This is a genomic window from Oleiphilus sp. HI0061, from assembly GCF_001635675.1.
Genome location: NZ_LWFE01001031.1, coordinates 1 through 14,777, shown reverse-complemented (window position 1 = coordinate 14,777; position 14,777 = coordinate 1). Strand labels below are relative to the sequence as shown.

Here is a 14,777-nt window from a genome sequence, read left to right as displayed (position 1 = left end):
AGCGCCACTAAAAATTGGTGAAATGATTTGGGAAGTAGAGTTAACGCTTGCTAATAGAGACTCCATGGGTTTCAGAATGCTTCTTGGGAGAGAAGCTATGGTAGGCCGGATGCTTGTTGACCCTGAACAAGAAGACTTGATGGGTGCAATTTCACAAGAAACAATCGATGGATATTATGGAAAAAAGGAACCTGAAAAGAGTGGTCTTAAGATCGCCCTGCTCGCAAGCAATGAAGAGCTGTATAGCAACCAGAGATTACTGGAGGCTGGCGAAGAGCGAGGCCATGAAATGGTTTTCCTCAATGTTAAGCAATGCTATATGAAACTGGATGCACTGGAACCTGAAGCGCATTATCGCGGAGGAACGATACTTAATGATTTGGATGCTGTCATTACAAGAATAAGACCTAGCGTGACATTTTACGGAACCGCATTAGCTCGCCAATTTGAAAGCATGGGGATCTATACAACGAACTCCTCAGCTGCAATTTCACAGTCCAGAGACAAACTGTTCTCTTTGCAACTCATGCTCAAGAGTGGCATCAATATTCCAACGACTGGTTTTGCTAACTCACCAATAGACACAAATGACCTCATTGAAATGGTGGGCGGCGCACCCTTGATCGTGAAACTTCTTGAAGGCACACAGGGGCGAGGTGTCGTTCTGGCCGAAACAAAAAAAGCAGCAGAAAGTGTTATCAACGCCTTCAAGTCTTTGAGGGCTAACTTGCTTGTGCAAAAATTTATTAAAGAGGCAAATGGCAAAGATTTACGATGTTTTGTTATTGATGGAAAAGTTGTTGCTTCAATAGAGCGCTCAGCAGCCCCTGGTGAGTTCAGAGCGAATATCCATCAAGGCGGGTCGGCGTCAATCGTAAAAATAACCAAAGAAGAAAGAGCATTAGCAGTGAAGGCTGCTAAAGTATTAGGTCTTCAGGTTGCTGGCGTTGATATTATACGGTCTGATTCCGGTCCGTTATTGCTTGAGGTGAATTCTTCCCCAGGTCTTGAAGGCATTGAGACAGCGACACGTAAAGATATCGCTGGCATGGTTATATCTTCGATAGAGAAGAAGCTTAAGTGGAAGAGACAGCTACCAACTATTGAAAGCGAGTAAGTCGACTTCTTCGCATCAAACGATAACAACGATTCAGGAGCTAGTATTGGATCAGCAACAAGATAAACCGAGTAAAATTAAGCAGAACATCGACCGGTACGGTATAGATCACTGGGGTAATGACTACTTCGGAGTTTCTGATGAAGGCTGTGTCACGGCGAAAACCTTGAATGTCTCTATTCCTTTGATGAACATTGTAGAAGGAATGATCGATCGGGACCTTCAGATGCCGGTTTTGTTGCGAGTCGAAAATATTCTAGATGCTCAAATTAAGCGCCTAAATGATGCCTTTGCTGAGGCGATAGAAAAGTTAAACTATCAATCACCTTATCGGGGTGTTTATCCGATCAAGGTAAATCAACAAGCGCAGGTTGTTGAAGAGATTGCCAGTTTTGGTGCTCGTTTCAAGCATGGCCTTGAAGTCGGCAGTAAACCTGAAATGATTGCTGCGCTATCGACACTTGAAGAGCCGGGCAGTTTGATTATCTGTAACGGCTATAAAGATGAAGAGTTTATTGAGCTTGGTTTACAAGCAACCAAACTGGGCTTCCTATGCTTTTTTGTGATTGAAACCTTAACCGAGCTGCCCATTATTATAAGATTGAGCCGCCAAATGAACATTCAACCCCACATTGGTGTGCGGGTGAAAATGACCTCTCAAGTCAGTGGGCATTGGAATTCAACGAGCGGTGATCGCAGTGTGTTTGGTCTAACTAGCACACAACTTATCGATGTGGTTGATAAGCTAAAGCAAGAGAACATGCTGCACTGCCTCGAATTATTGCACTGCCACTTAGGTTCACAAATCCCCAGCATTCATGATATTCGAAGTGGTGTCGTAGAAGCCTGCCGCTATTTTACTGACCTAATGAGTGAGGGTGCAGAATTAACCCATATAGATTTGGGTGGTGGCTTAGCGGTTGATTATACCGGCGCACAAAGCAATGACGATAAAAGTCGTAACTACACGCTTGAAGAATATTGTGAAGATATTGTCGATACTCTCAAGCAAACCTTGGACGACCATAATATTCCTCACCCAACGATTGTCACGGAATCTGGGCGAGCAACTGTCGCTTACTCTTCAATTCTGCTGTTCAATATTCTAGATACCAATATTTTTGAACCAATCAGTCTGCCCGAACCATCGCCTGAGGAGCATCAACTACTCACAAAGATTCGTGAGATAAAAGACTACCTATCGCCACGGCGAGTACAGGAGTGTTATAACGATGCGCATTTTTATCGTGATGAAGTGCGTGCTTTATTCAAGCGTGGGCAGCTCTCATTAAGAGAGCGATCAATCGCAGAAAACTTATTTCTCGATGTTCTTCATTGTATCGCAGACCTGTTAGATACAATGGATAAAACGCCACCAGACCTGGAAGACCTTAAGCTATCGTTGGCAGATATCTACTATGGAAACTTTAGCCTATTTCAATCGCTGCCAGACATATGGGCGATTGATCAACTGTTTCCGATTATGCCAATTCACAGGCTGCATGAGACGCCAACACGTCAGGCAGTGCTGGCGGATATAACCTGTGACTGCGATGGAAAAATTGATAAATTTATCAACGAATTCGGCACAGCAAAAACACTCCCATTACACCCGATTAAAGAAGGTGAAGAGTATTACTTGGGGGTGTTTCTGGTCGGCGCTTATCAGGAAACCTTAGGTGATCTGCATAACTTGTTTGGCGATACTAATGTCGTCAGCGTGCGTCTGAACGCTGATGGCAGCTTTGATTTCGTTAAAGAAATTCATGGAGACACCATATCTGACGTACTCAGCTATGTAGAGTATCAACCTAAAAATATGATGCTCAACTACCGAAATACGGCTGAGAGAGCGGTAAAAGAAGGACGAATTACAGCACGAGAGCGTCAGCAGATGATCAAAACCTTTAACTCGAGTATGCAAGGTTACACCTACTACGAGAGAGAACATTGAGCCGTAATAGCGCTTAGCTAAGGCTATATTATTGAATAAGATTATTGTAACAACTGAAAGAACAGGACTATGACTATGGCAAAAGTATTGATTATCGGCGCTGGTGGCGTCGGTCAAGTCGTTGCGCAAAAATGCGCTCAATTACCCGATATTTTTACCGAGATTACGCTTGCTAGCCGGACAGAATCTAAGTGCAAAGCAATCGCCAAGCAGATACAAGAAAACTATCAGCGGACAATCGAAACGGCTCAGGTTGACGCCGATAAGGTTCCTGAATTAGTCGCGCTCTTAGAGAAAGTTAAACCGTTTATGGTCATTAATGTTGCCTTGCCTTATCAGGATCTGACGATCATGGATGCCTGCTTGGAAGCGGGTGTTCACTACCTTGATACGGCGAATTACGAACCATTAGATACGGCAAAATTCGAGTATAAATGGCAGTGGGAATATCAAGAACGTTTTGAGAAAGCAGGCTTGATGGCATTGCTGGGCTCAGGGTTTGACCCAGGTGCAACCAACATGTTTACTGCCTATATTGCCAAACACTATTTCGATGAGATCCACTATCTTGACATTATCGATGTAAACGGTGGTGATCACGGCTACCCCTTCGCGACAAACTTCAACCCTGAAATCAACATTAGAGAAGTCACCGCAGAGTGCCGCCATTGGGAAGATGGTGAGTTTGTAGCGACGCCTGCCATGTCGACACAGCAGAGCTTCACCTGCCCAGATGGCGTAGGCACCTACAATATTTTCCGAATGTATCATGAAGAGCTTGAGTCCTTAACCAAGCACTACCCTTCAATTAAGCGTGCGCAATTTTGGATGAGTTTTGGCGATAGCTATCTCAAACACCTAGAGGTCTTAGGGAATGTTGGGATGACAGGAATTGAGCCGATTGAATTCCAAGGCCAGGAAATTGTACCTATCCAGTTTCTGAAAGCCTTGCTACCAGACCCGTCTACTCTAGGCCCTCGCACTAAGGGTAAAACCTGCATCGGTTGTGTGGTCCGTGGCCTTAAAGATGGCAAAGAGAAAACAGTTTATTTGTACAACGTCAAAGATCATCAAGACTGCTACCAAGAGGTTCAATCTCAAGCGATCTCGTATACCACAGGAGTTCCAGCGATGATTGGTGCGAAAATGATGATCGAAGGCCATTGGATGAAGCCCGGTGTCTGGAATATGGAGCAGCTTGATCCAGACGCCTTTATGAGTGATATGAATGCCTATGGCTTATCGTGGAAAGTCATTGAAAACCCAGGGTTTGATTTGATCTAATGCTTAGTTCTATTTGCTTAGACGTTGGTAGGAAATAGGCATGGTTAAAGCAAAAACCTTTGAAGCGTTCGACCCAGCACGGGTGCCTTCTCCTTGCTTTGTCGTGGATGAAGTCGCAATAGAAAAGAACCTTAAAATACTGAACGAGGTACAGGAAAAGTCGGGCGCCAAAATATTATTGGCGCTTAAGGCTTTCTCTATGTTTAGCCTCGCGCCGCTTATCAACAAATACCTGGTAGGCACTTGTGCCAGTGGTTTGCACGAGGCACGTTTAGGCTATGAAGAGTTCGGTGGCAAAGACTTGGGTCAAGAGGTTCATACCTTTTCAGCCGCCTACACTGAGCATGACTTAGAAGAGATTATGGCAATCTCGAAACACGTCGTGTTCAACTCGTTCGGTCAGTGGGAGCGATTTAAAGAGAATGCCAAACGAGCCAAACAGGCTCGGCCTGACTTAGAGTTCGGTTTAAGGATCAACCCTTTGCACTCCGAGGGCACAACACCGATCTACGACCCTTGTGCGCCAGGCTCACGTCTGGGGATTCCAAGATCGGCGTTTAAAGATTGTAGCCTGGATGGTATAAGCGGTTTACACTTTCATACCTTATGCGAACAAGGTTTTGACGCGCTTGATAGAACACTTGCCGAAATTGAAAAACAATTTGCTGACATTCTACCTCGGCTTGAATGGGTGAATTTTGGTGGCGGACATCATATTACCCATCCAGACTACGACGTTGGCGCTTTGATCGAACGCATCAAACTATTTCAAGATCGCTACCAACTGCAAGTTTATTTAGAGCCAGGTGAAGCCATTGCAATTCACACAGGAGTATTAGTATCAGAGGTACTAGACCTTACCTACAATACTGTTGATCTTGCGATTCTGGACACCTCTGCCACCTGTCATATGCCTGATACAATTGAAATGCCTTATCGAGCTGATATTTTTGGTGCCGGAGCAAGTGATGAATTTACTTATAACTATCGTTTAGGCGGGCAGACTTGTTTAGCGGGTGACGTCATGGGCGATTACAGTTTTCAAGAGCCCTTAAGCATTGGCCAAAGACTGATGTTTGACGACATGACACATTACACCATGGTCAAAACCAATACCTTTAATGGCATTGGTTTACCGGCTATCGCGATCTGGAATTCAGAAACTGATACGCTTCGAATAGTCAAAGAGTTCGGCTATGACGACTTCAAAAACCGTTTATCATAAGGGGCATAGAGCATGGATTTAGACACAAACGAATTTGACCAACTCGCAGCGCCTGGCTATCCCATTTTTTTAGGTTCAGAGTTTAAACACCCTAAACCTGAAGACGCCTTTTTTCATATTTTGCCCATACCCTATGAGGAGTCTGTTTCTTACGGCGGCGGCACAGGCTTAGGTCCAGCGGCTATTTTAGAAGCTTCCTGGCAGCTTGAAACTTGGGACGGTACAAGTAATCCTAGTACGAAAGGTATTTATACTCACCCTCCTGTCGACATGGCAGGAAGTGCAGAGCAAGTCATTGCAAACATCGCACTTGCCACAACAAATATAATTGAGCGCGGTGGTTTCCCTATTGGCTTAGGCGGCGAACATACGGTGACCTATGGCATTATTAAAGGGCTTCTGGATGCTGGCATAGATGACTTTGGTGTGGTGCAAATCGATGCCCATGCCGACTTGCGCGAAGCGTACGAAGGCAACCCGTATAGCCACGCCTCCGTAATGAAACGCATCGTTGATTTGGGTGTCCCTTTATTTCAGCTGGGTATTCGCGCGTACTGCGAAGAAGAAATGCGGACTCGCAAAGCACACGGTGTACGTCATATCGATGCGGACATTTTAGTGCCCCAAAATATCCAAAAAATAGATTTGCCTGATAACTTCCCGAGCAAAGTGTTCTTTACGCTAGACATTGATGGCATGGACCCTTCCGTATTTCCCTCAACAGGCACGCCCGTGCCAGGTGGGCTTGGCTGGTATCAAACATTGTCCTTATTTGAGTCAGTCGCAAAACAATGCGAAATCATCGGTTTCGATATTACCGAGTTCGCACCAATCAAAGGCTTTCATGCTTACGAATTTTCGGCAGCACTCCTGACATATAAAATGATGGGCATTATTGAAAGGCTTCAATCTAGGTAATTTACCCACCGGTAAGATTCATTTCTCATTATTGTGGCTCTCTTTAAGTCTGAATTGGCATTACTCTAACTGACCAAATAAATGTCCATCTCACAGAGTGTTTGTTCTTTGTGGGTAAGGTTATATGAGTTCCTTAAGATAGGTTGATTATGAGAATTAGAAAAAAAGCCGCGCTAACTGTTTTGGGTCTGCTGATATGTGTTGTCAGTGTAAGCTTCTTGTATGTAAAGCGCCTTGCTAAAGGTGACCTGCCAAAGTGGGACCCTGAAGGCTATTTAACAGTCGATGCCAATGGCATGAAATTCTCGGTAAATGTTCGTGGCGATAAGGTAAATACGCCGGTTATATTACTTCATGGCTTTCCTGAGTCTGCGGTTATGTGGGATAAGCTTATGGATGAGCTTGCGACCAAAGATTACTACGCTATTGCCCCCAACCAGCGTGGCTATAGTTCAGACGCTAGACCTGGCGAGCTTAAGTCGTATGAATTAGATTACCTGGTTTCTGATGTGTTACAGATTGCTGATAATCTAGGGATAAAGAAATTTCACTTAGTGGGCCATGATTGGGGTGCTGGTGTGGGTTGGAAGCTCGCGGCTGACTATCCCGATCGTGTGATCAGTTATGTGGCTATTTCAGTGCCTCATATTGATTCTTTCGGAAAGGCCTACAGAGAAGATCCGGATCAATACGAATCAAGTGACTATATTCGCTTCTTTCAGAAAAAGACCATACCCGAATATGTCTTAGCTCAAAATGATTATGAAAAATTGCGAGCTGTTTGGACTAGTCATGAGGATGCAGAAACTGAACACTACTTAAATATCCTCAAACAAGAGCATGCACTAACGAGCGCTTTAAACTGGTATCGCGCAAACTTTCCAGCATTTGATGTCGGTTTAAACATTGGACAAGTTGATGTACCAACGACTTTTATATGGGGTAATCAGGATGTAGCGTTAAAGCGCTCGGGGGTTGTGGGTACGCGTGACTTGGTTAGTGCTGAGTATGAGGTTATTGAGATGGAAGCGGGCCACTGGGTTATTCAAGAAAAATACGAAGAGTTATCTCGCCATATTCTTGGCCATCTTGCAAAGCAGCGTTGAAATTTGCTGCCTGGATTTTGAGGCAAAAAAATACCCACCAAGTTTAATTAGATTAGTATCTGATAAACAGGGCGGGTGAAACTTCGCTGCTAAAGGGGTTGGTATAGCAGCGTTGTTTTTAAAACTCTAGAGTAAGCTAAGCTGTTTCAGCTTCTTTCTTTGGTGCTGCTTTTTTAGCTGGTGCTTTTTTAGCTGCTGCTTTTTTAGCTGGTGCCTTCTTTGCTGGAGCTGCTTCTTCTTTCTCGATTTTAGAGATGATGTCTGAAGCGTAGTCAGCAACGATCTTGTTTACTTCACGTGCTTTGCTATAAGCGATGTCAGAAACTTCGTCGTGCTTAGCTTTTACAGTGTCTAGCTTGTATAGCTTTTCGATGTACTCGAAAGATGCAGCTGCAAGTGCTTTGTGCTGCTCTTCAACAGTAGCGATTGCTTTTTCAACGATGTCTTGAACTTGCTCTTGGTAAGATTTGATAGTGCCCATGATAGTATCCTTTTCTCTGTAAGTATCTCAGCGCTGTGGATTTAATTTCCACAAATTCTTAATTCACCACCAACGATACGCTGATAAATTAGAATATTCATACTAAGCAAAGGTATTAACGCAAATAAATTGTTGGGCTTGGCAAGGAGGACGTTAAGAGGGAAGTGCTACCACTCGAACAATACCCAGCTAGGCACAAGGACTTGTGAGCGATCTTCGCGGATCCAGGCATTGCCATCCTGAGGCACTAAATAATAAGTAGGGCCAATCTTTGGAACGACTTTAATTTCTTTTAGAACGCCATTCACACGATATTCGTAAAAAGTTTTGTTATCCTCATTGCGAATAACGATCTCAGGCTCAGCAGGCTGAATAGATTCCTCTGCATGTGCGGATGTTATAGCGAACATGCTGGCTTGAGTTGCGAGTAGAGTTACTAATAAAGTTGGGCGTAATATCTTTCGCATATGAACTCCTGTATGAGCGTTGACGAATAAAAATATCTGTTCTGTATTGTCGTTTTTTCTTACTATACCACTGTGCCAGTGATTACTCACCGGACTTTTAATTTCAAAACCCAGCTCTTACCAGCATCTAAACAATTATAGATACGCAATTTATGACAACAAATACCGAGCAATCTCAAACACTTCCTACCGTTTTGGTGGATGGATCATCTTATTTATTCCGGGCTTTTCATGGTTTACCTCCTTTAGTTAATTCTAAAGGCCAGCCAACCGGAGCAATTAAAGGTGTGATCAGCATGCTTAGAAGGCTGGAAACCGACTATCCAGGCTCTAAAGTAATTGTGGTTTTTGACGCTAAAGGTAAGAACTTTCGTCATGAAATTTACCCTGACTATAAAGCGAATCGTCCACCGATGCCTGATGATTTACGTTCTCAGATCGCGCCGATTCACGAGATCATTGAAGCAATGGGTTTGCCTTTACTCATCATTCCTGATGTCGAAGCGGATGATGTGATTGGTGCCTTGGCGCATCAGGCAACGCAAAAGAAGATCGATGTGGTGATCTCAACTGGCGATAAGGATATGGCTCAGTTAGTGACAGAGCATGTGACGCTGATCAATACCATGACCGATACCAAAATGGATATTCAAGGCGTCGAAGATAAGTTCGGCGTTCGCCCTGATCAGATCATTGACTACTTAGCTTTGGTTGGCGATTCGGTTGATAATATTCCCGGCGTGCCGAAGTGTGGCCCGAAGACGGCGGTAAAGTGGTTAACGGCTTATGGTAGCATGCAGGGTGTTATTGATAGTGCCGATGAGGTGAAAGGTAAAGTTGGCGAGAACCTGCGTGATAGCTTATCGTTTCTACCGATGTCTTATGAGTTGGCAACGATCAAAACTGAAATAGATTTGCCGGAAGCGCTAGAGGATATCAGCCACAAAGAAACTGACCACCGACGATTGTTAGCACTATTTAGCGAGTATGAATTCCGGTCTTGGGTCACTGCCCAAGAAAGAGCCTTGAACAGTGCGGGAGATGATGCGGAACAAGCAGAAGAGCCGGTAGTTGAGCATAATTGCGACTACCAGACTATTCTTGACAAAGATGCGTTTGCGCTTTGGTTTAACAAACTTAAGTCGGCGGACTTATTTGCTTTTGATACCGAGACCACCAGCCTCAACTATATGGAAGCCGAGGTGGTAGGTGTTTCCTTCGCCTGTAATGCAGAGGAAGCAGCTTATGTGCCTTTTTGTCATGATTACTTGGATGCGCCCGAGCAGTTAGATAAAGATTGGGTACTTGATCAACTAAAGCCACTTCTGGAGAGTAGTGAGCAGCTTAAAGTTGGCCAAAACCTGAAATACGATAAAAGTGTATTGGCCAATCATGGTATTGAGCTTCAAGGTATTGCGCACGATACGATGATTGAATCTTATGTGCTGAACTCCACGGGAAGTCGTCACGACATGGATACTCTGGCCGAGAAGTACTTGGGCAGAAAAACCATCCACTTTGAAGATATCGCCGGGAAGGGAGCCAAACAGCTTACCTTCAACCAAATAGCTCTAGAGCAAGCCGGGCCTTATGCCGCAGAAGATGCCGAGATTACTTTGGCGCTTCACCATGCAATCTATCCGCAATTAGAAAAGATTGAAGGGCTGGCGAAGGTTTATCATGAAATAGATAAGCCTCTGTTGTCGATTCTGTCAAAAATAGAACGCACAGGTGCGGTGGTTGACGCTCATATTCTAGGGCAGCAGAGTCAGGAATTAGCCGAACGAATTGTTGAGCTAGAGCGTGAAGCTTATGACTTGGCGGGTGAAGAGTTCAACTTAAGTTCACCAAAACAGTTGCAAGCGATATTCTTTGAGAAACTAGGGTTGCCGATCATCAAGAAGACGCCCAAGGGTCAACCTTCAACCGCCGAGCCGGTCTTACAGGAATTAGCACTTGACTACCCGCTGCCTAAGTTAATTCTTGAGCACCGTAGTCTGGCAAAACTCAAGTCGACTTATACCGATAAACTTCCGCAGTTGATTAATCCGGGAACAGGGAGAATTCATACTTCTTATCATCAGGCTGTCACCGCGACAGGGCGTTTATCTTCTAGTGATCCGAACTTGCAGAATATTCCGATTCGAAGCACCGAAGGTCGAAAGATTCGTCAGGCTTTTGTTGCACCCGACGGTTATAAGCTTATCGCAGCCGACTATTCGCAAATAGAACTGAGAATTATGGCGCACTTGTCTCAAGATAAGGGCTTGTTGGAGGCATTTGCTCAAGGAGAAGACGTACACCGTGCGACTGCTGCAGAAGTCTTCGATGTTTCTGTTGAAGAGGTGAGTGCTGATCAGCGCCGCAAAGCCAAAGCCATTAACTTTGGTTTGATTTACGGTATGTCGGCATTTGGTTTGGCGAAGCAAATCAATGTATCTCGAAAAGAAGCAGCGCAATATATTGATCGTTATTTCGAACGTTACCCAGGTGTACTTGAGTACATGGATAGAATCCGGGCTCAAGCACATGATGATGGTTATGTCGAAACCGTTTTTGGTCGTCGTTTATATCTTCCTGAGATAAATGCTCGAAATAAAATGCTTCAGCAAGCAGCAGAGCGGACGGCGATTAATGCACCAATGCAAGGTACGGCGGCAGATATTATCAAAAAGGCGATGATAAAGGTCGATGCCGCACTTGAAGGTGCTGGTCTTGACGCAAAAATGATTATGCAGGTGCATGATGAATTGGTGGTTGAAGTCGCTGAGGGCCAGGTTGAAGGTGTCAAAGCTTTACTGATTGAAAATATGATGTCTGCCGCAGATCTTGATGTTCCGCTTATTGTTGAGGCTGAAGTAGGTGACAATTGGGATCAGGCGCATTAATGAGTGACTCCCAACGCATACTTGAATCGTTGCTTAAGAACGATACAAAGCTTTGGCAGGCGATGCCGATGTCAGAATGGTTTGCTCATTTCAAACAAGCTACAGGCAGCTTTTCCAACTCGATTGATCGGGCGATACTAGCAGGCAGAATGAGTGCCAGTGTCGGTTTTGCTTTTGCAGGTGCATACCAGTCTGCTATCGAAGCGCTTTTTGGTTTGGAGGAAGCCCTACTGGCTTCGGTGTGTGTGACGGAAGCAGGAGGAAATCACCCTCGTGCTATTAATGCCCGGCTTTATACAGAAAAGGCGCAGCTCTATCTCTCAGGAGAGAAGTCTTTCGTTTCGGGAGCCGAAGATGCCGGCATGATTTACGTTGCTTGCCGAGATGAGCGTAGAGGAGATGGCCTTGATTTGTCGGGCCGCCCTCTGATTAAAGTTATCGCCTTAAATACGCAGCTTGAAGGAATTGCGATTCAGGAGATGCCGTCTCTCGGTTTTGTGCCTGAAATCAGCCACGGAAAAGTCATTCTTGACCGAGTCGCTATCAAGGAAAGTTATATCTTGCAGGGGGATGGCTACCTTCAATATGTAAAGGCCTTTCGCACTTATGAAGACTTGCATGTGTGTGCCGCGATTGCCGCTAACCGTATGGCCGAAGCCATTGCTTCAGATTGGGGGCAAGGCGCAATTGAAAAACATATCGCGCTAATACTGTCACTGCGAGAAGTGAATGCCATGCAACTAGATTCTTCTGCGGCACATATTGCCTTGTCTGCTTGTCGCTCACAGCTGAATGAACTAATCGCTGCAACGAATACTTTGTTCGAACAGAGTAATCCTCAAAAATACCAAAATTGGCAGCGTGATAGCCGCCTTTTGAAAGTGGCGGGTAAGGCCCTTGAAACGAGAACTCGAAAAGCTTGGGAAGATATCCTGAGCTAAAAATATTTTATGTGCCTTTCATGAGCTTCCTTTATCAGTAGATTATTGAAATAAAAGAACTTGTATCAATAACTTGAATCTGCCCTCAAAAATTATTTTCTCCTAAGTCTAAAAAATACCCACTTTGAACGTTTTGTGAGCTGGCGCACACAAAAATCTTTACTATCTTAAAAGGTCTGAATAATAAAAATTAACGCTATTTTCCGGGCGGAAGGTAGCGTCAATAGCTCATAGAAATGAGGAAACATCATGCGCCTTTCCGATCTGAATAAACTCTTACTAACGCTTTGTTGCTTAAGTTTAGCCGCTTGTAATGGGGGCAGTAGTGGAGGGGGATCTGGGGGCAGTGATGAGCCGGAGGCGGTTAGTCTGACAGGCGGTGGTATTAAAGGGCCTCTAGTTAATGCAATTGTTACTGTCTATACGGTTGATACCACAGCAGAAGACTTTAAAGGTGCAATAGTAGGTGAACCGGGCTCAACTAATGAACAAGCACAGATTATTGACCTGGTGCTGCCAACACCAATTGAGCCTCCTTATATTCTGGAGTTTACATCAGACGAAAATACGACTGATATTCTAACGGGGCAGGCACCCGTTATTTCCGAAATGCGAACCGTTATTACCCAAGCACTTCTTGATAATGGCGAGCAAATCTATGGCACACCTCTTACAACCATGGCGGTTGACTTGGCGATTCGTAATGCCGATGTCGATACCGGCCCTTGGGCTGACCGTGATGGCGATGAAATTACTGACCCGGGTTTAGGTGACGGCACTGCAACACCGGCTGAACTAGTGAGCGCGCTTCCAATAGCCGCGGCTCAGGTGAAGTCGACCATGGGCTTTGGTATGTCCCAGGATATTGATATTTTTGATACGCCTCCATTAATTGACGAAACAACTGATACGGGTGCAGAGCAAGAAGATGCTGCGGCTTATCGTGCTGCGGTAGAAGCGGTAACGGCTGTTGTGAACCAGATAGACGAGGCTGTTGGTACTGAAGACCCTAATGCTGTATTAAGTGCACTCACACAAGATTTAGCCGATGGCCAGATCGACGGTAAAGTCGACAATGAAGAAGGTGGCTCAGAATCGAGTGATATTTTTGGCGGTGCTGAAGATGATGCTGCTGAAGATACAGCTAGTGCCGCACTTCAACTTTTAGAGCAAGACCCTGCTTCCTTACCGATTCCGAACGACCCTCAAGGTCGTACAGTTGGTGAAATGAAACAAGTGATTAACGATGAAAAAGAAGACCTGGGTAATGAAGGCGTTAATACTGAAATAAATACTGAAGAAGAAGTTGTACTCAAGCCCGCTGAAACTGACCCAGACCTGGATGATGATGGCGTTCCAAATGATCAGGACGCTTTTCCTGAAGATGCGAGTGAGACAACTGACACCGATGGTGATGGCACAGGTAACAATGCCGACAACGACGACGATAACGACGGCGTTAAAGATGAAGACGATGACTTCCCTCTAGACGCAAGCGAACAAACCGATACAGATGAAGATGGAATCGGTAACAATGCCGATACTGATGATGACGGCGATGGTACTGAAGATATTGCCGATGACTTTCCTTTAGATTCTGAACGTCAGAATAAGTCTGATAAGGATAACGATAACTGGTCTGCCAATCAGGACCCTGATGATACCAATGCCAGCATTCCAGGTATCGATTTTGTTGATACCGATGGCGATGGCATGGCTGATTCTGGTGGCAGAAATGATGACCCTGATGATGATAATGATGGTGTGATCGATACTGAAGATGCCTTCCCAACAGACCCTACAGAACAAAAAGACCAAGATGGCGATGGCACAGGCGATAATGCTGATACTGATATCGACGGTGACCAGGTGCCGAACGATGAGGATAAGTTCCCACGTAACCCATTTGAAAGTGTTGATACCGATGGTGATGGTATTGGTAATAATACAGATGAAGACGACGATGGTGATTCCGTACCTGATCTTCAGGAAGAGCAAGATGGCACCAACCCGCTAGAGCGTGATACCGATGGTGATGGCGTGCTCGATAACGTCGACCAAGGTCCAACTGACCCAACGGTACAGTTCGATTCAGACCAAGACGGTATTGATAATGCGATAGATAATTGCCCAGTTCATTACAACCCTGTACAGAGTGACCTGGATGATGATGGTCGCGGTGATCCTTGTGACCTGGATCGCGATGGTGATGGCGTTAACAATGATCTTGACGCTTTCCCTTCAGATGAAACAGAAACAGAAGATACTGACAATGACGGTGTAGGTAACTCAGAAGATACTGATGACGATAATGATGGTGTTGCCGATGATCTGGATGATTTCCCGACTGACCCGAATGAAATTGTCGATACCGATGGCGATGGTACCGGTGACAA

At 44.9% G+C, this 14,777-nt stretch carries 11 protein-coding genes and 1 pseudogene; 10 read left to right on the top strand and 2 right to left on the bottom strand.

All coding sequences use genetic code 11. The annotated features are described in order from the left end of the window. Positions 1-22: 22 nt before the first annotated feature. The 7 genes and pseudogenes from A3735_RS32575 to A3735_RS13025 form a co-directional block, all read left to right on the top strand. Positions 23-73 (top strand): annotated as a pseudogene (locus A3735_RS32575) (hypothetical protein); the annotation flags it as partial. Between the two features lie 66 nt (positions 74-139). Then, entirely contained in the window at positions 140-1,117 is a 978-nt protein-coding gene (gene rimK / locus A3735_RS13050; RefSeq protein WP_197470084.1) for a 30S ribosomal protein S6--L-glutamate ligase, read from the top strand. A 46-nt stretch (positions 1,118-1,163) separates the two neighbouring features. Then, positions 1,164-3,071, top strand: a complete 1,908-nt coding sequence (gene speA / locus A3735_RS13045; protein ID WP_068634295.1) for a biosynthetic arginine decarboxylase — start codon at positions 1,164-1,166, stop codon at positions 3,069-3,071. 75 nt (positions 3,072-3,146) lie between these two features. Continuing rightward, complete coding sequence (locus tag A3735_RS13040) at positions 3,147-4,355, top strand: saccharopine dehydrogenase family protein (RefSeq protein ID WP_068509216.1); 1,209 nt, start codon at positions 3,147-3,149, stop codon at positions 4,353-4,355. A gap of 40 nt (positions 4,356-4,395) precedes the next feature. Further along, positions 4,396-5,580 carry a carboxynorspermidine decarboxylase gene (gene nspC, locus A3735_RS13035; protein ID WP_068509218.1) on the top strand — a complete coding sequence of 395 codons (1,185 nt, stop codon included), beginning with the start codon at positions 4,396-4,398 and terminating at the stop codon, positions 5,578-5,580. A 12-nt stretch (positions 5,581-5,592) separates the two neighbouring features. After that, entirely contained in the window at positions 5,593-6,498 is a 906-nt protein-coding gene (gene speB / locus A3735_RS13030; RefSeq protein WP_068509222.1) for an agmatinase, read from the top strand. Positions 6,499-6,647: 149 nt separating this feature from the next. Next, positions 6,648-7,604, top strand: coding sequence for an alpha/beta fold hydrolase (locus A3735_RS13025; RefSeq protein ID WP_082865344.1), 957 nt, complete (start codon positions 6,648-6,650; stop codon positions 7,602-7,604). 136 nt (positions 7,605-7,740) lie between these two features. Here A3735_RS13025 and A3735_RS13020 read toward each other — a convergent pair whose 3' ends face one another. Both A3735_RS13020 and A3735_RS13015 read right to left on the bottom strand, forming a co-directional pair. Further along, positions 7,741-8,085, bottom strand: a complete 345-nt coding sequence (locus tag A3735_RS13020; RefSeq protein WP_068509224.1) for a hypothetical protein — start codon at positions 8,083-8,085, stop codon at positions 7,741-7,743. A gap of 167 nt (positions 8,086-8,252) precedes the next feature. After that, a complete protein-coding gene (locus A3735_RS13015; protein WP_068509226.1) occupies positions 8,253-8,552 on the bottom strand; it encodes a DUF2782 domain-containing protein in 300 nt (99 codons plus the stop codon). A 152-nt stretch (positions 8,553-8,704) separates the two neighbouring features. Here A3735_RS13015 and polA point away from each other — a divergent pair, with 152 nt between their 5' ends. From polA to A3735_RS13000, 3 genes are all read left to right on the top strand, one after another. Further along, positions 8,705-11,440 (top strand): DNA polymerase I, encoded by a 2,736-nt coding sequence (gene polA / locus A3735_RS13010; protein WP_068509228.1) that lies wholly within the window; start codon positions 8,705-8,707, stop codon positions 11,438-11,440. Next, entirely contained in the window at positions 11,440-12,381 is a 942-nt protein-coding gene (locus A3735_RS13005) for an acyl-CoA dehydrogenase family protein (protein WP_068509230.1), read from the top strand. Before polA ends, A3735_RS13005 begins: the two co-directional genes overlap by 1 nt. A 249-nt stretch (positions 12,382-12,630) precedes the next feature. After that, a partial coding sequence (locus A3735_RS13000; RefSeq protein WP_068638145.1) for a thrombospondin type 3 repeat-containing protein occupies positions 12,631-14,777 on the top strand: 2,147 nt, incomplete at its 3' end.